The 23,032-nt window shown below is 40.1% G+C and carries 16 protein-coding genes and 2 tRNA genes; 12 read left to right on the top strand and 6 right to left on the bottom strand.

Going from position 1 to position 23,032, the window contains the following annotated elements:
* Positions 1 to 61 precede the first annotated feature (61 nt).
* Together FJ366_02030 and FJ366_02025 are read left to right on the top strand one after the other, a co-directional pair.
* Positions 62 to 1,510, top strand: a complete 1,449-nt coding sequence (locus FJ366_02030) for a glutamate--tRNA ligase (GenBank protein ID MBM3894350.1) — start codon at positions 62 to 64, stop codon at positions 1,508 to 1,510.
* 87 nt (positions 1,511 to 1,597) lie between these two features.
* Positions 1,598 to 2,359: a hypothetical protein gene (locus FJ366_02025; protein ID MBM3894349.1), complete on the top strand. Its 762-nt coding sequence runs from the start codon at positions 1,598 to 1,600 to the stop codon at positions 2,357 to 2,359.
* Between the two features lie 54 nt (positions 2,360 to 2,413).
* On the opposite strand, the gene FJ366_02020 is transcribed toward FJ366_02025, so the two are convergent.
* Complete coding sequence (locus FJ366_02020) at positions 2,414 to 2,857, bottom strand: hypothetical protein (GenBank protein MBM3894348.1); 444 nt, start codon at positions 2,855 to 2,857, stop codon at positions 2,414 to 2,416.
* Between the two features lie 342 nt (positions 2,858 to 3,199).
* Here FJ366_02020 and FJ366_02015 point away from each other — a divergent pair, with 342 nt between their 5' ends.
* Together FJ366_02015 and FJ366_02010 are read left to right on the top strand one after the other, a co-directional pair.
* On the top strand, positions 3,200 to 3,952 hold the full coding sequence (locus FJ366_02015) for a hypothetical protein (protein ID MBM3894347.1): 753 nt from the start codon (positions 3,200 to 3,202) through the stop codon (positions 3,950 to 3,952).
* 110 nt (positions 3,953 to 4,062) lie between these two features.
* Complete coding sequence (locus FJ366_02010) at positions 4,063 to 4,494, top strand: hypothetical protein (GenBank protein MBM3894346.1); 432 nt, start codon at positions 4,063 to 4,065, stop codon at positions 4,492 to 4,494.
* A 1-nt stretch (position 4,495) separates the two neighbouring features.
* On the opposite strand, the gene psd is transcribed toward FJ366_02010, so the two are convergent.
* Together psd and FJ366_02000 are read right to left on the bottom strand one after the other, a co-directional pair.
* Positions 4,496 to 5,581: a phosphatidylserine decarboxylase gene (gene psd / locus FJ366_02005; GenBank protein ID MBM3894345.1), complete on the bottom strand. Its 1,086-nt coding sequence runs from the start codon at positions 5,579 to 5,581 to the stop codon at positions 4,496 to 4,498.
* 313 nt (positions 5,582 to 5,894) lie between these two features.
* Complete coding sequence (locus tag FJ366_02000; protein ID MBM3894344.1) at positions 5,895 to 7,214, bottom strand: hypothetical protein; 1,320 nt, start codon at positions 7,212 to 7,214, stop codon at positions 5,895 to 5,897.
* Here FJ366_02000 and FJ366_01995 point away from each other — a divergent pair.
* Positions 7,166 to 8,029 (top strand): hypothetical protein, encoded by an 864-nt coding sequence (locus FJ366_01995; protein MBM3894343.1) that lies wholly within the window; start codon positions 7,166 to 7,168, stop codon positions 8,027 to 8,029. The two genes, FJ366_02000 and FJ366_01995, sit on opposite strands and share 49 nt — an antisense overlap.
* On the opposite strand, the gene FJ366_01990 is transcribed toward FJ366_01995, so the two are convergent.
* The gene (locus tag FJ366_01990; GenBank protein MBM3894342.1) at positions 8,004 to 10,373 is read right to left on the bottom strand and encodes a hypothetical protein; all 2,370 of its coding nucleotides are present in this window, start codon (positions 10,371 to 10,373) and stop codon (positions 8,004 to 8,006) included. The genes FJ366_01995 and FJ366_01990 overlap by 26 nt on opposite strands.
* 207 nt (positions 10,374 to 10,580) lie before the next feature.
* Between FJ366_01990 and FJ366_01985 the strand changes: the two genes are divergently transcribed.
* Together FJ366_01985 and FJ366_01980 are read left to right on the top strand one after the other, a co-directional pair.
* Positions 10,581 to 10,656 (top strand) — tRNA-Lys (locus FJ366_01985).
* Positions 10,657 to 10,729: 73 nt separating this feature from the next.
* Positions 10,730 to 10,818, top strand: a tRNA-Leu gene (locus tag FJ366_01980).
* Positions 10,819 to 10,826: 8 nt separating this feature from the next.
* On the opposite strand, the gene uvrB is transcribed toward FJ366_01980, so the two are convergent.
* Positions 10,827 to 12,806 carry an excinuclease ABC subunit UvrB gene (gene uvrB / locus FJ366_01975; protein MBM3894341.1) on the bottom strand — a complete coding sequence of 660 codons (1,980 nt, stop codon included), beginning with the start codon at positions 12,804 to 12,806 and terminating at the stop codon, positions 10,827 to 10,829.
* Between the two features lie 88 nt (positions 12,807 to 12,894).
* Between uvrB and FJ366_01970 the strand changes: the two genes are divergently transcribed.
* From FJ366_01970 to FJ366_01960, 3 genes are all read left to right on the top strand, one after another.
* Complete coding sequence (locus FJ366_01970) at positions 12,895 to 14,472, top strand: hypothetical protein (protein MBM3894340.1); 1,578 nt, start codon at positions 12,895 to 12,897, stop codon at positions 14,470 to 14,472.
* Positions 14,473 to 14,558: 86 nt separating this feature from the next.
* Positions 14,559 to 18,695 carry a hypothetical protein gene (locus tag FJ366_01965; protein MBM3894339.1) on the top strand — a complete coding sequence of 1,379 codons (4,137 nt, stop codon included), beginning with the start codon at positions 14,559 to 14,561 and terminating at the stop codon, positions 18,693 to 18,695.
* Positions 18,696 to 18,726: 31 nt separating this feature from the next.
* Positions 18,727 to 20,043 (top strand): hypothetical protein, encoded by a 1,317-nt coding sequence (locus FJ366_01960; protein MBM3894338.1) that lies wholly within the window; start codon positions 18,727 to 18,729, stop codon positions 20,041 to 20,043.
* 334 nt (positions 20,044 to 20,377) lie between these two features.
* On the opposite strand, the gene FJ366_01955 is transcribed toward FJ366_01960, so the two are convergent.
* Positions 20,378 to 21,019 (bottom strand): ribonuclease HII, encoded by a 642-nt coding sequence (locus FJ366_01955; protein ID MBM3894337.1) that lies wholly within the window; start codon positions 21,017 to 21,019, stop codon positions 20,378 to 20,380.
* A 190-nt stretch (positions 21,020 to 21,209) separates the two neighbouring features.
* Between FJ366_01955 and FJ366_01950 the strand changes: the two genes are divergently transcribed.
* Together FJ366_01950 and FJ366_01945 are read left to right on the top strand one after the other, a co-directional pair.
* Entirely contained in the window at positions 21,210 to 21,899 is a 690-nt protein-coding gene (locus FJ366_01950) for a helix-turn-helix domain-containing protein (GenBank protein MBM3894336.1), read from the top strand.
* Between the two features lie 205 nt (positions 21,900 to 22,104).
* Positions 22,105 to 22,803 (top strand): helix-turn-helix transcriptional regulator, encoded by a 699-nt coding sequence (locus FJ366_01945; protein MBM3894335.1) that lies wholly within the window; start codon positions 22,105 to 22,107, stop codon positions 22,801 to 22,803.
* Positions 22,804 to 23,032: the final 229 nt, after the last annotated feature.

The following is a 23,032-nucleotide window of genomic DNA, read 5'->3' as shown; positions in this document are numbered from 1 at the left end:
ACAAAATAGTGTATGCTCAAGAAAGTATTTTTTAAGACTTTCTTGAGCTATAAGGTTTTGTATGGTGAATGTTCGCACTCGTTTTGCGCCAAGCCCGACAGGATATTTGCATGTTGGTGGACTACGGACCGCGTTGTATGCATATTTGTGGGCAAAAAAAAATAATGGAAAATTTTTACTCAGAATAGAAGACACTGACAGAACACGGTTGGTTTCTGGGGCGGTTGAAAATATCATAAAAACACTTGAATGGGCGGGAATTGATTTTGATGAGGGTCCTGGAAAGCCTGGGGTTTGTGCGTCATACATTCAATCTGAGCGTCTTGCAATTTATCATACGTATGTTGAGCAGTTGCTCAATCAAGGGCTTGCGTATGAATGTTTTTGTTCAGCAGAACGGCTAGATCGAGTTAGAAACGACCAGATTGCGCAAAAGCTTCCTCCTGCATACGACAAATTATGTAGAAATTTAACTCAAGATCAGCTTAAAAATAAAAAAGAAGAAAATGCTTCTTGGGTTGTTCGGATGAAGGTTCCAGAAGATGGTGAACTGACGTTTAATGATGTTATTCGTGGGGATGTGACATTCAGCTTCAAGAATGTTGATGATCAAGTAATTTTGAAGTCTGATGGCTATCCAACGTATCACTTAGCGGTTGTTGTTGATGATCACGAAATGCAGATTTCACACGTTATTCGTGGTGAGGAGTGGCTTTCTTCGACCCCTAAGCATATTTTATTGTATAAAGCTTTTGGGTGGCAGGAGCCTATTTGGGTGCATTTACCACTGATGCTTAATCCTGATAGAAGCAAGCTCAGTAAGCGCCAGGGAGATGTTGCGGTAGAAGACTATAAAAATAAAGGCTTTTTCCCTGAGGCGTTGGTTAACTTTGTCGCCTTTTTGGGATGGAATCCTGGAGATGGTGAAACGCGAGAATTATTTTCGCTTCAAGAATTGATTCAAGCTTTTTCTCTCGAGCGAGTTGGTAAGTCTGGAGCTGTTTTTAATATTGAAAAGCTACATTGGTTTAACCAGCAATACTTACTTAAAAAATCAAATTATGAGTTACTTGCGTTGTTGCGCAATGAGATGACAGGAAAAATTGATAAAACGTTTACCGATGAGTATTTGATCAACGTTATTGAGTTGTTGAAAGATAGGGTTTCTTTTGTCAGCGAATACTTAGAACATGGACGAGAATTTTTTGTCGCACCAGAGAGTTATGACGAAGCAGTAAAAGCAAAGTGTTGGAAAAACGGGGCACCAGAATTGGTTGCATTGTTGAGCGAGAAAATAAATCGGTTAGATGAATTTTCGGCAACAACCGTTGAGTTTTTGTTGCGATCGCATGCGTTGGACCATGGCTTGAGTATCGGTAGTGTTATGTTACCAATGAGGTTTGCTCTTGCAGGTATTGGGCAGGGTGCAAATTTGTTTGCGATGATTGCTATTTTGGGAAAAGAAGAAACAGCCCGGCGAATTACACGAGCACTTGAAGCTCTCAAGTAAAAACTAAATAAAAAGGAGAAGAGTATGATTGCTTTGTTTTTTTTGATGGAAAAGAAATCATAAATATTTTTACGATAATGGAAAAAAATGAGTAGTATTCAGGATTTTACGCCATGGTTGGCGGTTGCGCACAAAAGAATGAGGGAGAATCCTCTGGGTGCGTATGTTGTTCAGGATGAACGCGATAGATCGTTGTTGATCGAGTGGACAATTGGGTTATTGACCGATGAGCGAATTGTGGAAATAAAACGCACGCTTGTTGATCTTGGCTGTCGGCGTACAGTTGGTGCAGAAATAGATTTTTTGAAGAAAAACCCGTCGAGTGTTACAACTGATGGTTTTTTAAAGGTTTGTGCACCGTTATTTGCCGAAGGGGTTGCAGCGGTTGATTGGCAGAAATGTTACGACACGCTTGATGCTTCGTTGCGAAATATTTACACCGCTGATTTGAAAAAATTTGGCGAAGAGGTTTTAAAACGAATTCAACATGATGTTTTTATTTTTGTTACTGCAAAAGATGTTGTGACTGATGAGCTGGTAGGATTTGTTTCGGGTGGAGTAACAGCTGGTTCTGCACTGGGCGACATGAAAATTATTTCATGTTTGGTGGACGATGCTTATTGCAATTTTGGTATCGAGCGACTGCTTTTGGCGGGATTGTTAAAAGCGTTGCCAAGTACTTTGCGTCTTTTTACAGGAGTAAGGCCAACAAATCAGTATTTGCTTGAGGTGTATGACGAGTTGCGATTTGATCGTGTTGCATCAGTTGAGTATGACAAAAATCATCCGATTGATCTTTCGTCGTGGATTCTTTTTTCTTACGACGTGATGATCAAAGGGATGCTGTAAGACAATTGAATAACAAAAAAGGGCCGTTTTTCTCGGCCCTTTTTTGTTATTAAGTTATGGAAGACTTGCCCTGGATGGATCATTTATGAGTCTTGAGTATGCAGAGCTTACGACTTTGAATTTTTCTTCGGCTTCAGCTTCTTTTCCTAGATTTTTGTCAGGATGATATTTGAGTGCAAATTTGCGATATTGACGTTTTATATCCTCATTTGTTGCCGTTTCAGGAAGATCTAACGCTGCAAATTCATCTTTAAGAGGGTTTATCGTGACGGTGGGGCGTGGAGGTGCGGCAGGTTTTCGGCTTCTCAGATGAGGCGGGAGCTTACTATCGTCGAGCGGTCGAGGGATTGATGAAGGTGGTTTTTCTGGTTGGGGAGTGGCGGGTTTTCTTTCTTTGTGAGGGATGTTTGTTTTATAAAAATCTCTTCCTCTTTGGTGTGGGGGACTTGAGGCGCTTGAGCTTCTTGAGTTCGTGTGGATGCAAAACGCAGTGGCGATTCTATTGTAACAGGAACTGCTTTGGGTTTAGTTTTTCCGATTATTTTATTCCATGCTTGTTTCAACAAATTTTCTTTTGCACATGCGATAGGAAGGGATATAAACAACACAACATATACTATTTTTTTTAACATACTTGGTCCCGATATTTTAAAATTAAATTAAGTAGGATAATCGCAACATTGAATTTCAAAATTCAATAGTTGGGGATTCTTTTTTTGCTCGCAATGTTTTGAATAATCCCACTGGATCAAATATAAATCCGTATTTGGATATTTTTTTTTATTTTTTTCCAAAATTTATGTATTTTGAGCCGTATTAACATTAAATAAAGGGCTTTTTATGAATAAAAAAATTTTTTTAGCAGCGGTGTTGTTTGTTGGCTTAAATGTTTGCGCAACTTTTACAAGACAGCAATTAATATCGATGACCATTTCTCTTCAAGAAAAAATTGGAGCGAGTGGTATTTCTGATGCGGGTATGCGTATGGATTTTAGTAGCGCCCTTTCTCGTGTAGATCTTTGTTTACAGAATAAAAATGTATCATCTGAAGCTCTTGCATCTTGCGCGGAACAATTAGAAGTCTTTGTACGCGATTGTGTTTCAAAAGACGAAGCAGCTGAATTTTGTAGGAATGTTAATAAATTTATCACCGAATTGCGGTCGTTTAATTTGGCAAATTCTCCACGTAGATCTTCAGCATCAAGTAGTGATGTTGCGGCTTCATCAGCAGAGTTGGATTCTTTTGATGCTGCATCGAGTTCTCCAAAATCTGAAATATGGGAAGAGTTTTCTAGCTTGCAGGATGATGACGATGGATTTACACCAGCTGAGATTACGTTATTAGAAAAATGTGGTGTAGATGTTGTTTTTCTCACTCATTTATTGTCAGGGGTTTATAATAATCAACTATGCGTCATCGGTAGACTGCAAACCTCAGATGTGAGTCGGTGTACTTCTAAAGAATTGTTTGACTTAAGAGTCCAGTGTGACGAGGTAAACAAAAAAATTAAATCCGAACGCCATTTGAAATATTTGTTTGATGAAATGGTCGCAATTATTAACGCAATAGATGACGCATTATTGAGTGTATAATTATTTGGGATAGACAGTTCAAATTCGGCGAATAAAAAACTAATTTTAAATCAAAATCTATTTTTTTATTCGCCGTCGTGTGATGCTAAAAATACATACAGCAATTTTTTGTGATGATGAAAATGAAATCGTATCAACTTTTTTTGGTTGTTTTTTTTAGTGTAAGTCTGTTTTCTGATCCAGTTATTGATAGAATTCGGGAAATAAGAACATTGCTTCCATTGTTTCAGCAGCTGGCCGAAGACTGTTCGGTAATCGATTGTTCTTCGATATTAACCGTTTTGAGCGTTTCTGATTTAACAAAAGATCTTGATTTTGCAGAGCTGAGACAAGAGTGCCGAACATTAAAGACTGAATTGGAACATATTTTATCAAACCATTATCAGGTTGATTTTTCAAAAGCTCGAGAACGACGTCTTTTAAAAGCGATAATTCCGCTTGCATTGTGTCAGCGAGCGCAAGAAATAAAATCGAAGCTGGACGATCTTGCTCTTGTTGTGGATGCAAGAAGTGTATATAACTTTGGATTTGAGGAATCTTGAGTTATTTTTTATTAAAAAAAGACTTAAGTTGAGCGTATTTTTCGTACAAAAAAACTTGTATTTTCTCAAGCGGGCTTTCTTCGTGGTTAATGCTTTTGTGAAGAGCGATGAGTGAACCTTGCTTGACTTCGGTTTCAATCATTTTTATTGAATTGGATATAAATTTTCCCTCAGCAGGTTTGATGATATTTTTTTTGAAAAGCAGGCAAATTGTTGAGGCACCAAATTCAAAATATCCCATTTCATCACCTTTTTTGTATTCTACGTAGGGAGAATATGTTTCGATTATTTTTCCTACCCCAAGAGCTCCAACGATAATGCAAATGGGGTCATCGAATTCTTCTGATTTTAAGATGAGAATATTGCGCGCATTTTCACCCAAAGGGTCGTATCCATGTTTATAAACAAATGGATTAACTGAATCGTATCGGCCTGGAATTTTTTTGGAAAATCCTGGAGTTGAGTCGAATGGAAAATGGAATCGATGGTAGTCTTCTGGGGCTAGTCGAAAGCTAATTAAGGTTCCGCCTTCGTATAAATCTGCAAGAACCTGATTTTTAAGCATTTTTGTTAATGACCATTGTGAGCTTTTGATAATAAAAATGTCTTTTTTCGATACGTTTTCTACGTAGGTAATTTTTGAATCTGCGGGACTGACAACCCCACCATTCGTTTGGTCGATTACTCTGGCGCCTGGTTTTAATTTTCTGGTGAAAAATTCATTAAATGTTTTAAATCCTGCTTCGGGGATTACGCATTCATCAAGATTTATATTGTGTTTTATTGCAAATTTTCTCCAGTCAATCGAAAACGGCGTAATATTATTTTGTGCCCATCCCATAAATTTGCTTGCGTGTTTTGATTTTGCAATAATGCTCAGCGGTTTTATGTAGTGATTGATGAGTTTTAATTCTTTAGCGTAACTAAATTTTTGATTTACGATTTCACCATTCCGATCAACAAGGCAATCTTCGGGCAGAAGTGTAGGCTCTACAAAAACTTCTGCAGGTTCCAGAGGGTTTGGTGTATTTTCAGGCGAAATGAATGGCATGCAAAAAATAAAAAATAAAAGCAGTTTTTTATTCATAAAAATCTATCATTTTGGTGATCTTTATCCCGATGACTATACGAATATGAGAGAATTTCTGGCAATAAAAAGCGATTATGATACTAACTGAAAAATCAAAAGTGTCATTTTTTGCAAAAAACATGTTTTTAATGATTTTTGTGTTTTTTATAAAAAATATTTTTATCCGACTTAAAATTAAACAAGTAACTTGAACGTGTGCTTCATAATTGAGCCTCCCCGGCAATGTGTGAATATTGTACACGTTCATGCTACAACGTTTATGGGCTGAAAAAAGAAATGCGTTCGCGATCTTTTCTCAGCCCTTCTTTTTTTATTCGGTCTTTTTTTTGATAAACGCAACTACTAGTCCTGCGATAATAAGTAGCGAGCAGCACAGCAGTCCGATAAGCAGTGGTGAAAGAAAAATTTGAATTAACAGTTTTGCCACAAAAAAAGTTATCGCAGCAGCTACAAGTGAAAGTACTGAAATAATGGTATCAAAGAGCCCAGATAAAAGTGAAATGCCACTTACGATCGCAGAGATAGGCCCAAGAAACATCAAAAAGCCAAAAAAGAAGATAATAAAAGTTATTACTTGGCCCCAAAAAAGTTTTTGGTCATATTCTTTTTGTAGTTCATTTATCGCGTCTTGTGCAGATCCCCAAAAGAGCCTGAAAAAAGATTCAGTAGATGCTTTTTGTGTTATTTCACTGAGCAGGGCGGGTTTTATTTTTTTTTGATTGATAGCGCAAAAAAGGGTTGCTTCTTTGTTATTTGCATCAACAACGTGGTAGGTCGTTTTTAAGTCACCAACTTTTGGCGCGAGTGGTGATGCAGGAATGTTTTTTGGTGTAAATAATGAATTTTCATGAATAATTGTTGGCGCAGGTGTGTTGACAGTTTGCTCGCTCAGGATGAGTTGGGTGCTTTGAGGGAGATGAAGTTTATCGGTTTTTATTTGCAGGGCTCCAATAAGAAATGATTCTTGTGTGTGGTGCGCAGGGGAGATTGGAATGTGTGTTGGATTTTCATGACCGACGGGATTTTTAAATAACTCTGTGGGAGTTGGACGAGTTGTCCAGTCAGTTGAATATGAAATAGTTGTTTCTGGTGTTGGGTTTTGGCTATCCCCAGAAGGCGTTTTTGTGTTTGAAGTTTCTTTCCAGGCAAAAATTTCAGTTGTTCGTGAAAAAGAAAGATAGGGTGATGGTTTTAGAAAAAGATTGTCAGAGATGGGCGTTGCTACTTTTATGACTCCCGAAAGAGCAACAAAAGGCATGTCTTCTGAAAAATCTGTTTGTGTCGTTGCATTTATTACAGTTGCTTTTCGTGCAAGTGCACCATAGTTGGTCGAGGATTCTACAAAATAAAGTAAAAATAATCCTCCGATAATGCAGAGCGGTCCTAAGATAAGACCGGTAAGAGATTGAACAATTCTATCAAGCCATGACGTTGGCGAATTTGGGGTTAACATACAAAATTCCTTATTTAGATTTTTATAAAAGTTTAAATTATTTTTTACAAAAAATTCATTTATTGCGCAAAAAGTATGGTGAAAGATAGCATGTGAGCATGACCCGTGTAGAAAAATAATCGAATGCAATGAGTAGAATGGATAGAAAAAATTTAGTTTATATTTTTTTGGTAACATTTTTGGCGGTTGGTTCTTTTTTTTATTTTCGATCAAATACTCATGATTGTGTGGTGACCGTTATTAGTGGAACGTCGTCAGCGGGAAAATCGACATATGCAGCGAAAATAAAAAAACAATCGAACAAGAAAGCATGCATTGTCGCCTTGGATGATTTTATTTCACAGATCGTTACTCAAAAAGCAATCGCTCTTGGATGGCGCGAAGAAGATGCGCAGGGGCCATGGGAATTTATAAAAAAATATGTGATAAAAAAAACAGGAAAATATGTTTTTGACTATGAAATTCGAACTCAATGGCTGAGCTACCAGCTTTTTTATGATGCGATTGTTAAAGCGTGCGCAGGGTGTGAAGAAGTAATTGTTGATACGATTATTGAATCGCAGCAGCAGTACGATGATTTGATGAATATTTTGAAAACAAAAACCGTTCGAAAAGTATTATTGTATTGTCCGCTGCAGGTCATTGCGCAGCGAATAAAAAATAGGGCCGACATGGCAAGTTTTTCTGGGCTTGGTATTTCGCTTGCAACCTATGAATCGTTTATGGCGATGTATTCTTCGGACCAACCAGACAAACAAAATCAACCTGTTGATACCATTCAGCTCACTGAAGTGAAAAAAATACTTAATGAATCGATTGAAATAATGTTGCAAACACAGGGCGATGAAGATTTTGTAGAGGCTAAACAATATGCATACAATCTTTTGCAGCGTTTTACTCGGCATTTTATGGAGCGGGGCGCTTCTGGTGTGGTAAAAATATATTCAGCATTTGCGTTTGATGAAATTATTTCTTCTTCCCAAGCCAGCTGAAAAGTCCTGAAGGTTTACTTGCGGCTTGTTGGGCGTTTAAAAAAGCAATTTTTGCTTGTGCTGCTTCAAGTTCATCGGGGTTAGAAATTTTTATTCTTCGGAGTCTGCCTCTAGGTCCATTGATGATTTTATAGATTCCAGGACTTGATTCGTCATCGCGCAGGTCTACCAGATCGCCAAGTGTACGATTTGTGTCCTCTCTTGAAGAAAGAAGTTTACCGAATTGATTAAACAGCGTTTGTTTTTCTAGCTGACGTCTCAAGAGTAGAGTTTTTGGTTCTCCCACAAATGTATTAAGGTCTGTAAGTGTAATATCTGGAATGAGCGTGCTCCATTTAGTTGTTTTTCCTCGTTTGAAATATACGGTGACGTGATCGGGATGTCCTTCTTCTGGGCCTACGCAGATGCATCTTGGTGATTTGTCAGCAACTTCATACACGGGAATGCACGGGAGTTCTTGAATTAACTTTCTTTTATTTGCAGCTATTTGTTGACGAATTCTTTCTGCTTCAATCTTTTTATGCTCTTCACGGTAGGCTTCTTGTTGTTCTGGACTCATAGCGCGAAACCTTTCTACTTCAGCTTTTTCTGCACGCCGTCTTGCAAGGTCTGCTTTCAATCCATCCCACAAGGTTGATGCAGCTTCTTGAGCAATTGGAATCCCTGTTTCTTGGGTCCATTGAGCCGCAGCTTGTGCTGCAGGAGTATGGTCGCGTTTAAATTTTCGAATAAATCTTTTGAGTTTTTCGAGCGCAGGCGTGGTAGCAGCAGCATCAACTGCATCTCTTGCTCGCTCTTTTGCTGAATCGACCGCAGTGTTTATTCGCTCTTTTGCTGAATCGACCGCAGTGTTTATTCGCTCTTTTGCTGAATCGACCGCAGTGTTTATTCGCTCTTTTGCTGAATCGACAGCTGTTACGGCTGTGGATGATGCTTGGGCAATTATTCTTTGTGTTGCATAATCATCATCATCATCTGATTTTACTGTGTGAACCGAAGGAGCCTGCACGAGTCCTGTTGGACTTTGTTGTGTAACTTGCACAAACACGGGTTCTGTATGTTTTGATGCGTGTTCTCCCAAGACTGTTTTCGCGACAGTGCTAGCTCCCTGAGCTGCAACGGCTCCTAATTGCGCAAGGCTAGTTCCGTCTTCTGTTGGCGCGGCAAGAGGTGTTCTGCGGTATGCAAGGGTCGTTACTTGAAGAGCTTGCAACATTTCTGGAATCGAATCCTCAAATTGCTTTTTTAATCGCTTTTTTTTAAAAAGTTTTCTTAAAAAAATCTTAGCTCGTATCTTTTGCCAGATTGCTTTTTGTTGGGCAAGCCGATTTCGTCTTTTTTTCACGACATTTCTTAAAAAGGTATTACGAATTATTGTATTTGTAGCGATTCCTCGATAAAAACGAGCTCTTCTTATTTGTTCGCGCTCTTCAACCCAGCCTTCAATAAGTACAGCTCGACGTTCAGTCGTTGTTTTTCCTTCAGTGATAGGCTCTGGGGGAGCTAATCTTGTTGGTGGGATTGCGATAGCGGGTCTGCTTGATGGTTTTGTTTTTAAATATTCACAAAGAGCTGCACGAAGCATTATCCCAAGACTGAGGATAAATGTCGGATTGGTTATGCAGAAATAAAAAAGCTTTATTGTTTGACGTAGATATGATTCAGGGATGGCAAATCCGTAGTATGCGGATGCATGGATGATTGAAAAAAAATTGCCCCAAAAGCCTTTTTTATCAATGACTTTTTTTCCGTTTATTTCGTTTAGTCCGATGGTAAAATCATTTGAAATCAGAGGAAAACAGTGTTCGCTATCTTCGGTGTGATAGTTTTTTAGGTTTGCTTCTGGTGTTGGTGTTGGTGTTGGTATTGACGCATCCTTAAACCATTTTTCATAAAAAACCCAATGAGAGAGGCTTGCTTCTGGGTTGAGGCCTGGGATGAATCCTGAAAGGCAGTTTAAAAAATTGATCCAAGATTTGATAAAATTAATTGGAATTTCTGTCGTTATGCGCACTCCTTGAAAGAGTGTCTTAAACAATAAGGAAGAAGCTTCAGTTGGAGCATATCCTTGTGTTGCAAGGATTGACGCATCTGTACTTGTTGAGTACCACCAGTTTTTTATACCATTTTTCGCCGCAGATCCAGCTGTTTGTAGGCCGTTGTCAATCGATGGCGCGAGAAGAGCCAGAACGAGCAGAAGCTGTCGATCGCCGTCATATGTTTTTTGTGCTAGGTGCTGAGCGCCCAATAAAATTTCTTTTGGGCTTAGTCGTGCTGCATTTACCACGGGTGACCCGAGGTTCAAAAAAAGCAAAAAAAGAATAAAATAGTTGGTTTTTTTCATGGCAACACAGTTTTTTGAGAACTTTTACTTATTAATTTTAAAGAAAATATGACTTTTGTGTGTTTTGTCTCAAGGGGCCGTAAAAATACTAAAAATGATGAATTTTTTAAATGAGTGTTTCAGTGTGAAAAAGTAGGGGGGTTTTAAGCTTATGTTTGTCCGACTATTACTTTTTAATCTTTTTTGCTATTATTTCCCTGTGTTTTTGGGTTCCTAGCTCAATCGGTAGAGCAACAGACTCTTAATCTGCAGGTTCAGGGTTCGAGTCCCTGGGGACCCACCACAAAAACGCTTTATAAAAAAATAAAACGTATGCTAAGATACGAAAGTTGAAACACGTTTTCACATAACTTTTTGCAAGAGTGGCGAAATCGGCAGACGCGCTGGGCTTAGGACCCAGAGTCCTTAATCGGATGTAGGGGTTCAAGTCCCCTCTCTTGCACCAAATCCTTTTTACTGAGAATTATTTTTTGTTATCTCTTCCTGCAGTTTTAAAATTTCTTCTCGAAGTTCGATTGCTCGTTCAAAGTTAAGGTTTGCAGCCGCCTTTTTCATTTCTTCTTTAAGGCTGTCTAAAACGATAGTTAATTTTCGATCCGTCGATTCTTTTTTTGACTTGGGTTTGTTTTTTGATGCATCTCTGATCGCTTGCTGAAGGTTTGAAATACTTTTGGTTACTTCTCGCTTTACACTTGCTGCAGTGATTCCATGCTTTGTGTTGTAGGCAATTTGGATTTCTCGGCGTCTGTTTGTTTCATTAATCGCTTCTTGCATCGCAGGGGTCATTTTATCGGCATAAAAAATTACAGTGCTCTCTGCGTTTCGCGCTGCTCTTCCAATTGTTTGAATGAGCGAACGAGTGTTGCGTAAAAAGCCTTGAATATCTGCATCTAGGATTGCAACTAGGGCAACTTCCGGCAGATCCAAGCCTTCGCGGAGCAAGTTGATTCCGATAAGAACATCAAAAATTCCCGAGCGTAGTTTGTGTAAAATTTCAGACCGTTCGGGTGTTTTTATTTCATCATGCAGGTAGCAAGCCTGAATTTTTTTTTCTTCAAAATAGTTCGCAAGTTCTTCGGCAGATTTTTTAGTCAACGTGGTGATAAGAACTCTGTAACCTTTGGCAATCGTTTCTTTGATCCGCTCGAGTAAATCGGTGAGTTGGTTTTCACGAGGACGAATAATAATTTCGGGATCTGGAATACCTGTGGGTCTGACAATTTGTTCAACTGGTTTTGCAGTTGCGTGTGTAATTTCGTACGGACCAGGGGTTGCAGAAACAAAAATGGCGTCGTTTAAATATCCTTCAATTTCTTCAAACATTAGTGGACGATTGTCGTAAGCAGAGGGTAATCGAAATCCATATTCGATGAGCGATGATTTTCTGGCTTTGTCTCCTTTGTACATCGCGCTGAGTTGTGGAATGGCGATGTGCGATTCATCGATCACAAATAAAAAATCTTTTTCAAAGAAATCCAGAAGCGAGTGCGGCGCATCGCCAGGGCTTCGTCCATCAAAATAACGTGAATAGTTTTCGATCCCCATGCAGTAGCCAGTTGCCTTGAGCATGGCAATATCATGACTAATTCGTGTGCGCATTCGTTCTTTGACGATTGGATCTTGTTGTTTTTCAAGCTCGACTCTCAGGTCTTTTTCGATTTGTGCCACGGCGATATTCATTTTGTCGGCGGGAGTTACAAAATGTTTTGCAGGAAAAATACTTACGCTGTTGACCGTTCCCATCTTGGCATAATTTTTTTTGTCCAAAAACTCCATGCGATCAACAACATCGCCAAAAAGTTCTATGCGAACAGCATTTTTAAGATACGGAATTATGACGGTGATAACACTGCCGTGAACTTGGAAGGATCCTGACTCACGTTCAACATCGTTCCGTTTGTATTGAATCGAGATAAGTGAGTCGATCAGTGTTTTTCGTGAAATCTTTGTACCGATTTCAAGGTGCATCGCCATAGTTTTGTAGTCTGTGGGGTTACCAAGTGAGTAAATTGCTGAAACGGAAGCGATGATAATGGTGTCGGGCCGCGTGATGATAGATGCGGTTGCTTCGACACGTAATCGTTCGATTTCGGGATTAACTTTTGTTTCTTTGGGGATGTAGACATCTTGTGCGGGTAAATACGATTCGGGTTGGTAATAATCGTAATAACTCACAAAATAGCACACTTTGTTTTCGGGGAAAAAAAGCGAAAATTCTTCGTACAGTTGAGCTGCCAATGTTTTGTTTGGCGATAAAATGAGAACTTGTTTATTTTGATTTGCGATGGTATTTGCAAGCGTAAATGTTTTTCCAGATCCGGTAACACCCATGAGCACAGATTTGCCCGGACGTTGTTTTGTAAGCTGTGCAATTGCCGTTGGCTGGTCGCCTGAGGGCTTGAATGGGTTGTGTAGTTTAAAAATTTTCGACATGAGAACCTTTTAAATCTAAGAGCTTTAGATAAGCTACAACCAATTATTTTAATGAACACGCGATGTGTTTTAAAAAAATGTACAATTCATGAATCACAAGACTACCAAAACTTTTATTTTTAAAAAGACTGCCGTTATTGGGGTTGTTAAAATTTTTGGTACTATTTTGGCTTTCGTCAGAGAGTTTCTTCAGGCTTGCTATCTTGGGATTAATGGTGATTCTGACGCATTTATTACCGCGTTTCGCTTGCCAAATATGCTCAGAAAATTGTACGAAGGAAATGGGCTTACGGCGGCGATTGTTCCACATACGGTTAAAATGCTTCATGATGGACGAACGGAAGAAGTAAATCAGGTTTCGCTTACCATTTTTGGTGTTATAGAATGCATCATGGTGATGTTTTGTTTTTTGGTGTGGATTTTTCCAGAATCTGCTATCGGATTTATTGCGCCGGGTTTTTCGGTCGATCAGATAGTTGCGGCTGTTCCGGTTGTTAAAGTTATGTATCCGGTAATCATAGGGTTTGCTGGGTTTAGTGTTCTTTCGACTTTTATTAATGCCATAAATCATTTTTTTATTCCCGCGCTTGGTCCGCTTGTTTTTCATGTTGTGTATATTGTGGGGCTTAAATATTGTTTGGCGTGGAGTCTTCCCATCAAAACAATGGCGGGTTTTGTGGTTTTGGCTGGATTTATTAAGTTTTTACTGGTTTTTGCGGCCTATTTTTTTTACGGATTTTCGTTTTCGTTTCCCCAGAAAAATGTTTGGTCGGATCTGAAAATTATTTTTCGCCAAATGCTTCCCTGTTTGGTTTCGTTTGGGGCGCTTGAAGTAGATTCTTTCTTGGATATTAGGTTTGGATCTTATTTGCCAAAAGGTTGTATTACGATGTTGTATCTTACGCATCGATTGTACATGGTTCCGTATTCAATTTTTGCAGCATCGTTGGGGACGGTTTTGCTTTCGCATTTTTCTGAATCAATTATCAAAAATCCCAAGCGATTACGCTTTTATTTGCTCGAAAGTTCTAAGCTTGCAACCTGGTTTGCGCTTCCGGTTTGCATTTTTATGGTTTGTTTTTCGGGATTTTTTTTTACGCCAGAGTTGTTTAAAGGGCGCGCAACGCCGGAGTTGATTGTTCTTTCTGGAAAGATTTTAGCGATTATGGCATGTGCGTTTCCGTTCCAGATTCTTAATAAAATTATGCTAAAAAGCTTGCTTTCGTTGCGGGACTCAGATTCTTCGACGTTAGTTGTTGTTCTGGCAACAATCGTTGGAGCTGCTTTTAATTATTACACCATTGGTTTTTTGGGAGCTTTTGCTATGGCGTATGCGACAGTGCTGCGTGCGGCGATAAAAACCCTTGGTTTAATGGGGCTTTTGTTTTTTAAACATAACATTGTTTGGCCGCTTGATCCCTATTTTAATTTCTTGAAGGCGTATGGATTTCAATTTTTTTGGGGCGTTTGCTTTTTTGGGTTTCTTTATGCCACGCTGACTCAAATTATACAAACTATTTTGGCAGCACAGTGTATGCAGTTGGGTCAACTTGAGCATTTCTTTTTGGTTTTAGCTGTTTTTGTAATAACTCTTTTTTTCATGTGGCGAACCTATAAATACTTCGGCCTTCGCATGTATTTAATGCCTTATCACACAAAACATTGATGTTTTGAAGGAGGATCTTTTAAACATAATAGGAAAGATTCGTTTTCGGTGGTATGTACGTTTTAGGGTTACAGGGGAGTTGCCAAATGAGAGATAGCAAAACTCTTTTAAAAGTTTTTTTAGGCTTTATCGCCTTGAGTGGTGTGGTAAATGCCGCTGAAAAGTCAGAAGCGCTCACAAAAAATGTGATCGCAGATTTTGCAAACAAAACAACACGAGCAGATTTTCGTACCACGTGTACGTATGATGCAACCAGCAATAAGATGTATGTAGGTGCGGTTGAAGCAGGGGCAAATGAATATGCAATTACAGAGCTTTCGACCGCCGATGGTTCGGATATTATCAAAACAGCGTTAACGCCAGATCAAATTTATGCCGTTCCGGGTGAAGAAGATCTTGTTGCAAACCCATTGTACAATTGCCGCGTCTGGGAAATGGATTGCTTTATTGCGGGTGCTAATAAATATGTTGCAGCATTGGTTCAGCTCGAAGGCGAAACCGGTGTTGGTGGATCGCGCTTGGCGGTTATTAACGTTGCAGATCCAAAAGAAACCTATATTTCTAGCGTTGCAATGTCGTGCGAAGATGCTACGGGAACAGAATCACGATTCTTAAAACTTGCAGTTGGCCACAAGGGTTCAGCGGTATCAACCGTTACGGCAAAAGTTATTTTGTGTGCGGTTGCAGATCCAGACACCATGCAGTTTGATTCGTCAAAATCAACCGTGGGGATCCGTGGATTTGAAATTCCTTCATCGCCGACCGATAATTCTTTGACGCAGCTTGATATTAATGGAGCAACTGGTGGAAGTGGCATGAAAATGGGTGCTACTGCATCTATGATGTCGACAAAAATGCGTCGTCTGACATCGATGGTAGTAAATACTTGGAATAATGCGGGAACGCAGTGTTATACATTCTACCTTGGTGGACATATGTCTGATTCAACTCTTGGTGTATGTGGATTTTATCTTAATGGTTCAGATGTTGTTACAACATTGAATCATTCAACCGGGGGAACGCTTCTTAACGGTGATGCAACAGCGGCTGCAGGATTTCCCGAACTCAGTAGAGTGCATAACATTGAAGTTCAAACGAATGGAACGCGGGCTCATTTGATTGTTCAGGCTGGAGCGTCATCAAAAGAAAAAAATAATTTTTATGCATTATCATTAAAGACGGGTGCAGCTGGAACTGGTGGTAAACTTGCGCAGGGAACAACCGATTCTGTGGCAGCAGCTCGTTCAGAGACCTGGTTGGCACAAGCAACTAATGGCGTATATACAGCAGTAGGAAGAGTAATTGTTGGAAATGCACCGTTTGCGCTATCTCCGGGCTCGTATGTCACAGGTGTGAGCTTGCGTGGAAACGTTTTGTATGTTTCAACGATTAACGATTCGTTTGGGTATGAAGTGTGGGTTACAACTGCAACTGTTACTTCAAACAATATTGCATCGTGGTCAAATTGGCAGCGAATTAATAATTCAGCGCTTGCGAATGTTGGTGCATTTGCAACCAACGGTTCGTATGTCTGGGCTATCACTGACGGAAAAACGGCGTATGTAAAAGACGCGCTTGCAAGTCCATTTACCGTTTCTTTGCCGTCGCTTGGTCTTGCAAACACCAAAGATCTTGAAGCTCGCGTTCATTTGAGAAATGTTGTTGCGCTTGATGCAGTAAATAAACAATTGGTTGTTGCGGCAGCGGTAGCGCCCGATGGACGTTCATTTGATGAAGTAAATAATTACAACATTGCAACCGGAGCATTTACAACAGCAGATGAAGTTAATGCAGAGTCGCCAATTACCGGAAAAGGTATTTGGGACATGGCGCTGATCACCAACGCAGATGGCGGAGTTGATCGTTATTATTTGCCAAAAACAGAAACAACTGGCGGCAAGATGATTGTTAAGGTTGCCTCAGATGGAACAATCACTTCGATTACGGCAGATGCGTATACCGCTCCAGAGGGGTATACCGGAAATACTCGTCGGGAAACATTCTTCCAGGATGGTGATGCAGTAGATTCTCGTTGTGTAAAAATCGTTGCGGGAAGAAATTTTGCAAACACTGCAAATGTCTTGTACTGCTTTATTCCTGATGCTGCAGATGGAGACACCAGGTATTTTAAAGGTGAATCTGAATATGACATGATCAAGGTGTTGAATGCCGATTTAACCGTTGCGTCAGGATCGATTGATTTTGCAACACTTCTTGATACTGGGGCTGGAACGGGACATGAAATGAGTGGTGGAAATATTGAAAGTCTTCAGTGCGCATATTGGGAGCCAACAATTCGTTGCTTGTACCTTGGGGGTGCAAAAAATAGTGGGGATGATCCTGCTCTTGCTCTTGCAAAATATACTGATGCTACAACTATTGCTGGATCAGCGGCGTTTGTTGATGGCCAGGGCTCTGACGATACATTCCGAGATGTGTATCAGATTTCATCGCTTCAAACTGTAGGTTCAACAGCGAGAACGATTTTATTGGTAAATGCAACTAGCTCAGCGGTTTCAGGTAAAGATGTGGCGACTGGTGGTATTTATGCAATTCCAGTTCTTACTTCTGGTGCTAACAAGGGTAAACCTTGCGGTGCTGATTATTCAACTGTAGCGGAAGATACCGATGGCACATGGAGTCAATCAACCAATCCTGAATTGTTTAATGTTGGCGGAGCTTCTGGCATTCCTTGGAACTCAAAAGCTGTTGTGGTAAATATGCGTACAGTTGGTACACAATTGTTTGTAACGATTGCAAATCCACCGGGTGTTACCGGATTGACGGGTGTCTTTTCGTGTAGAGCGGTGTGTTCGGCGGCAGGTGCGCTTGTTGGTTGGACTCCATGGCAACTTGTAGGTTCTTTGTCGGCTTCGATGCAAGCAGTTGAGCTTGATGCAACTTATGCAAAACACATTGGACTTGATTTTGCGTCTGGACGACCAACGGTTGCAACATGGAGAAGTGATGCTCAGGTTAGTGCGTACGATCAGCTTGCAGCAGCGCTCAATACCGATTTTGCAAATAATGGCGGCGTGTACAGCCTGGCAGGACATTCTGCGCGAGTTAACACTGCTTATGACCTTGATGCGGGAGATGGTGCAACTATGAATATGATCGTTGCTACCGGAAACAAAGCGGTTGCAATTGCTCACGTTGGGTACACTGTCGACACCACAAAATCAACTGTTTATAATCCAGAAAAAACAAATCAATACGGTTACAAGAGCTTCTTGAACGACGCTGCGCTTCTTTCATTGGGTGGTATTTACTGCTCTGCGATGTCACGCGGAACAGCGGGATGGATTTTTGTTGGTGGTGAAAATGGCGTAGCGGCCCTTCGTGTCTCTGGCGAAACGGGTGACAAGGGTAAAGGTTGGACCGGATCTCTTCCAGCATCGCTTCAAGATGCAACTAGCTCTTCAACAACTCCTGCTGCGATGACCTGGTTAAAACTTACTGGAATTACCGGGCCTGTACATAAAATGATCACTGTCTACGACAAAGATACACATACCGAATCGTTGGTGGTGATGACACCGTCAGGTGTTCATGCATTTACATTGTCGGCAGCTAAATTCCAGGATGTTGATGCAACAGCGCTTGGACATGCATCGCTTACAACCTTTACATCTGGTGTTTCTGAACGAGTGTGGGATATTGCGCCATTGGATAGAGCGACTGGAACATTCGCAGTTGCAACAACTCGTGGCTTGTATGTATGTAAATACGACACCGCAGAAGAAGATGGTGATTTAACTGTTGTTGGTGAAGTTGTTGATGGTGACGAAGCTTCTCTTGGCAGAATTGCTTCGATTTCTGTGATTGCGCCGGTGATTACTGCTGCAAACCCAATCTATCGCCTTGACCTTGTGACAGCAAACGCACGTACAGACGTTTCAAAACATATTTCTGTTGATTTAACGATTAACGTTTCTACGGGTGCAATTGTTGGAACTCCTGCGGTTGCGGTGGTAAAAACACTTGACCGTATGACTACTCAGGTTGTTCACCGTGATGGTGTCTACACATACAATGCTTCGACTCCAAACAGAAAGCCTTCAGCGCTTAAATATTTAGCAGAGTCTGCAAGTGACAATGATCCAGTTGATGCAGGCTTGCCGATATTCACAGGAACTACACTTGGACCTGTTACCAGTGTGAGTGCCGATGGATCTCGCTTGATTTCTGTTGGTGGTCGTGTGTATGTTCAGTCAACTTAAAAATAACAGAAATAAGAGAAAGGATCTGAGTATGCAAAAGATCAGGTTAACGATTTTTAAACTTATTGCTGCAGCGCTATGCTGCAGCTCTACTGTGCAAGCTGTGTATAATTCAAATTTAGCATTTACAAGCAATGATCATATTTCAAAAGCACATGGATCTCACGTATTCAAATTTGGTGCAAATCTTGCGTATGCTCGCGCATCGACAGATGGGTACAACAATGAAACCGCACAAGTTGGTGCATTGCAAATTTATTCACCAACAGAATCTGCTCGTGCCATGTTAATTGACTACGATCAACTTCAAGTTCTTTCCTCGACTGCAACGGCAGACTTTCCCTATGGCCTTGACTGGTCATTGTGGGATCTTCCGTTAGGTCTTGGCTCTGGTTGGGGTGACATGCGGGTTAAGGGTAGTGTTAAACAATCGACCATGACCCTTTGGGGCCGTGCGTTGGTTGATTATGGAACAATCCCTGGTCAATTTTTCCTTGGTATTGCGGTTCCATTGTGTAAGGCAAGTGTTTCAGGCGTTGTTTTTGAAGATTTAACAGATGTTACTGCAGATGGTGCGCGAAATCGTGCATGGAAAACAAACTTAACCAGCAAAATTCAGAAATATGTGCAAGCTGCTGGGGGCCTTGATTTGTATGATTGGTCAAAAAATGGAGCAGGGGATACACATGTTTATTTTGGATGGGGTAATTCCTATGCAAAAGGTGATGGCTCTGTAAGTAAAATTGATATTCATGCGTCTGTCGGGCTCTGGTTACCAACAGGATGCCAACGAAGTGTTGATCATGCATTTAGTACTGCATTTGGAAATGATGGATCGTATGGTGTTCCATTAAATCTTGGTATGAGTATCGTGTTTGGCGAACATCTTAAATTGTCATCGGATCTTGAAGTTGCGTGGCTTTCTGCAAAAACAAAAGAATACAGACTTAAAACAGATGCCGCTCAAACAGATTACTTAATTTTGACCAAGGGAACAGCAACTAAAAAACCTGGAGCACAATGGAAAATGACAACCGAAGGTGTGTACCGTTGTTCTGATTCTTGCAAATTACGCTTGGCTCATAATTTTGTTCGACGTGAAAAAAGCGTATTCACGCAAATCCCAGAAAAATACAATCTTGATGTGGTTAATACTTTGGGATCTCTCAAGGCAAGCGAATCTCAAGATTTAACTGTTCGTGGTGATTTCTCTGGTCGATATGGTGCTAACGAAGATGACAGAGAAGGAAATGAATTGAGCTTTAGCATTTTCTACACAATTCCAATTAATGGTCAAAACGCGGTAAAACATTCGATTGTCGGTGGAGACTTTCACTTTTCGTTCTAGTTTTTTTGATAAAAACAAAGAAGGCCGATGTAAAAAGTTGGCCTTCTTTGTTTTTTGTATTGAGCATGATTGATTGGTTGGAATGTTAAAAATGCATTATTTTGCGCAGGAGCATGTCTATTTTTGCTGCGGCTGAGCGTCGCATTCGTATCGTGCTCGTAAAATTTTTTGACGATCCATTCTGCTGATTTTTTAACCGCGAAACGCAGCCCACAAAAACAGCCACCAAACTACTTTTTGCATATCAAAACCCTGGCAACAACCCAGCATTCGCAGGGACGATATCGCGATTATGTTAGAAAGTAAAGCTGCACAGAAAATTGTGAGTTACATTTTAAAGAGAGGTTTTTTTGGATTTTAGAACAAATGACTTTCGGTGCATGATGCTTTGGCCGTGAAGTGCAAGTTCTGTTTGATGTTGTGCAGTTCCATATCCTTTGTGTTTGCTGAGCGAAAAGTAGGGAAACATTGTTTCAAGATCGCAGGTGATTTGATCGCGAATAACTTTTGCAACGATTGATGCTGCGGCAATTGAACTTGATGCGCTTTCTCCTTTGATGATGGGCGTAATGGTAAGAGATGGTTTTTCTATTTTCAGTGGCATTGCATCAATCACGAGGTGTGAAATTGGGCCTCTTCCTGCACGCTGCGCAATTTGGTTGAGTTGGATGTACGCTTGTCTCATTCCGCGTATGGTTGACTGGTAAATATTATATGTATCGATTTCGCGAGGGCTTATGATAACAGTTGTGTACAAACAATGTTTAGTAATCCATTCAAATGCTTTGAGGCGTTGTTTTTCGGTAATTTTTTTTGAATCAGCTAAAAAGTCTGGTGCAGTGTTGATGGGTAAAATAACAGCTCCAATAACAACAGGGCCACAGAGCGGGCCTCTGCCTGCTTCATCGATTCCGGCTATAATTTTTTTTTCATTCCAGGCATTTTTTTCATGAATATTTGGGCAGGGTAAAATCATAACCGTGTGTGTATTGTTTTATTTTTCAAAAAATCTCTCTGGATGAGGGTACTGCATCTAAAAAAAAATCATACTTTTTTCTATTCGGCAAGTTTACATTATTTCATTTTTTTCAATATACTGCACGTGAGAAATAACAACGTTTTGGTGTAAGCAAAAAATCCTTTATTAGAAATACATGGGGAAAACAATGACATCTACATCTTTGCGTGTGAAAGAGCTCTTGAAAGAGTTTGGATGGACAACCAAGGTTTTGGCAGAAAAAACAGGAATGTCTGAGAGCTATTTAACTCACATAAAAAATGGAACTCGCCGTTGGAATGAAGATGCGCTAAAAAAAATTGCAGAAGCTTTTGAAAAAAATCCAGTTGAGTTATTTGCACATAGATCGCGAGATCTTTCTGGGATCGTTCAACAACATCAATCCGATATGATTTCGGCTTATCGCTCATCTCTGGGTAAATTTTCTCAGAACGTTGCGATGGTTCCTGTGCTTAAAGATATTCCTGATGTGGTTGATACACAGGTGTATGCGCAAATGCAGCAACTTGCCGGAAATGAAAAACAATTTATTCCTATTTTTAATCTCAAAGATCCGTTGGCGTTTGGATTGGTAATAGATTCAAATTCTTTGGCTCCGCGATTTTTAAAAGGCGATGTTTTGATTGTATCTCCTAAAGCAGCTGTTCAATCGGGAGATTTGGTTGTTTTGGAATATAAACATGACAAAGTCTCTCGTGGACTTATGGTTATCTCATTTATGGATACAGTTGTTGTACTTGAGCATCCGAATCATAAGCAGTCTCCAATTGCCATGACCCGGAATGACCATTATGTAAAAATTCTTGGAAAAGTTGTGTTTAGGTACCAAAAATATTAATTTTTGCTTACTTCTAAAAAATAACGCTTGAATATCGCTTAAAAATGATGAAAAGTGATCGTTTTTTATAAAAACAGGGTTACCAGTTTTTTGTGTTAAAAATTCTTGGTACGGTTGTTGAGTAGTTTTCCAGCAAGAACTAGGTTTTTTTGGAATCTAAATGTTTTATTAAAAGTTTAAAAGTGTAAAGAGCGCTGGAGAGGCAATGGTTTCAACGCGATTAAGAGTGAAAGAGCTCCTCAGGGAGCGTCGCTGGACAACCAAAGTGTTGGCAGAAAAGACAGGAATGTCGGAGAGTTATTTAACTCATATTAAGAATGGAACGCGTCGTTGGAACGAAGATGCGCTTCGTAAGCTAGCGGAGGCTTTTGAGCTTGACCCTAGTCAATTACTTGCTCATCGCCCGCAGGGTTTTGCTGGTGTTGCAGTTCAAACAGCAGCTGAATTTGGCGAGCCTGGTGCAGTTGTAGCTCCAGTTTCGATCTCAGATTTTAAGCTTCGGATTGTACCCGTTGTTGGTGCTATTCCATCCGAGCCGTCAGCATATAATAATCAATTAATGCAAGTTACTTCGGGATACAAAGATGTCTTTGTTCCCGTTTTTGGCTATGAAGATGATGCAATGTTTTGTTTGTGCGTTGATGATAATTCAATGGCTCCAAACTTTATCAAGGGTGATTTTTTGATAATTGCGCCATCTGTGTGGACTCGATCAGGAGATGTTGTTGCAGTTGAATACGGTAACACAGAAATGATCAAAGACATTATGACGGTTAATTACATGGATGACTTTATTCTTCTTGAATCTGTAAATCATCGTAGACCGCCAATTCCTTTGGTTAAAGGAAAAGATTCGTTCAGGATTATTGGCAAGTTGGTTTATCGGTACCAACGACTTGGCTAAATAGTCGTATGAATTTAAAAAGGCGCTTCGGTTTAAAATCGAGGCGCCTTTTTCTTAGGGTTTAAATATTATTTTTGCCAGATTAAAAAAAACGGGTTACTCTTCTTTTTGAGGCTTTGGCCTTATTTTTTTGTTCCGTTGGCCTTCGGGTCATCTCCTTTTTTGTTACAATGTGTGGAGAACTAATTATGGTTCGTTACGAGACTTTGATGCTCGTGCGCAGCGAATC

Source organism: Candidatus Dependentiae bacterium, assembly GCA_016871815.1.
GTDB lineage: Bacteria > Babelota > Babeliae > Babelales.
This window is presented reverse-complemented; position numbering and strand designations above follow the sequence as displayed.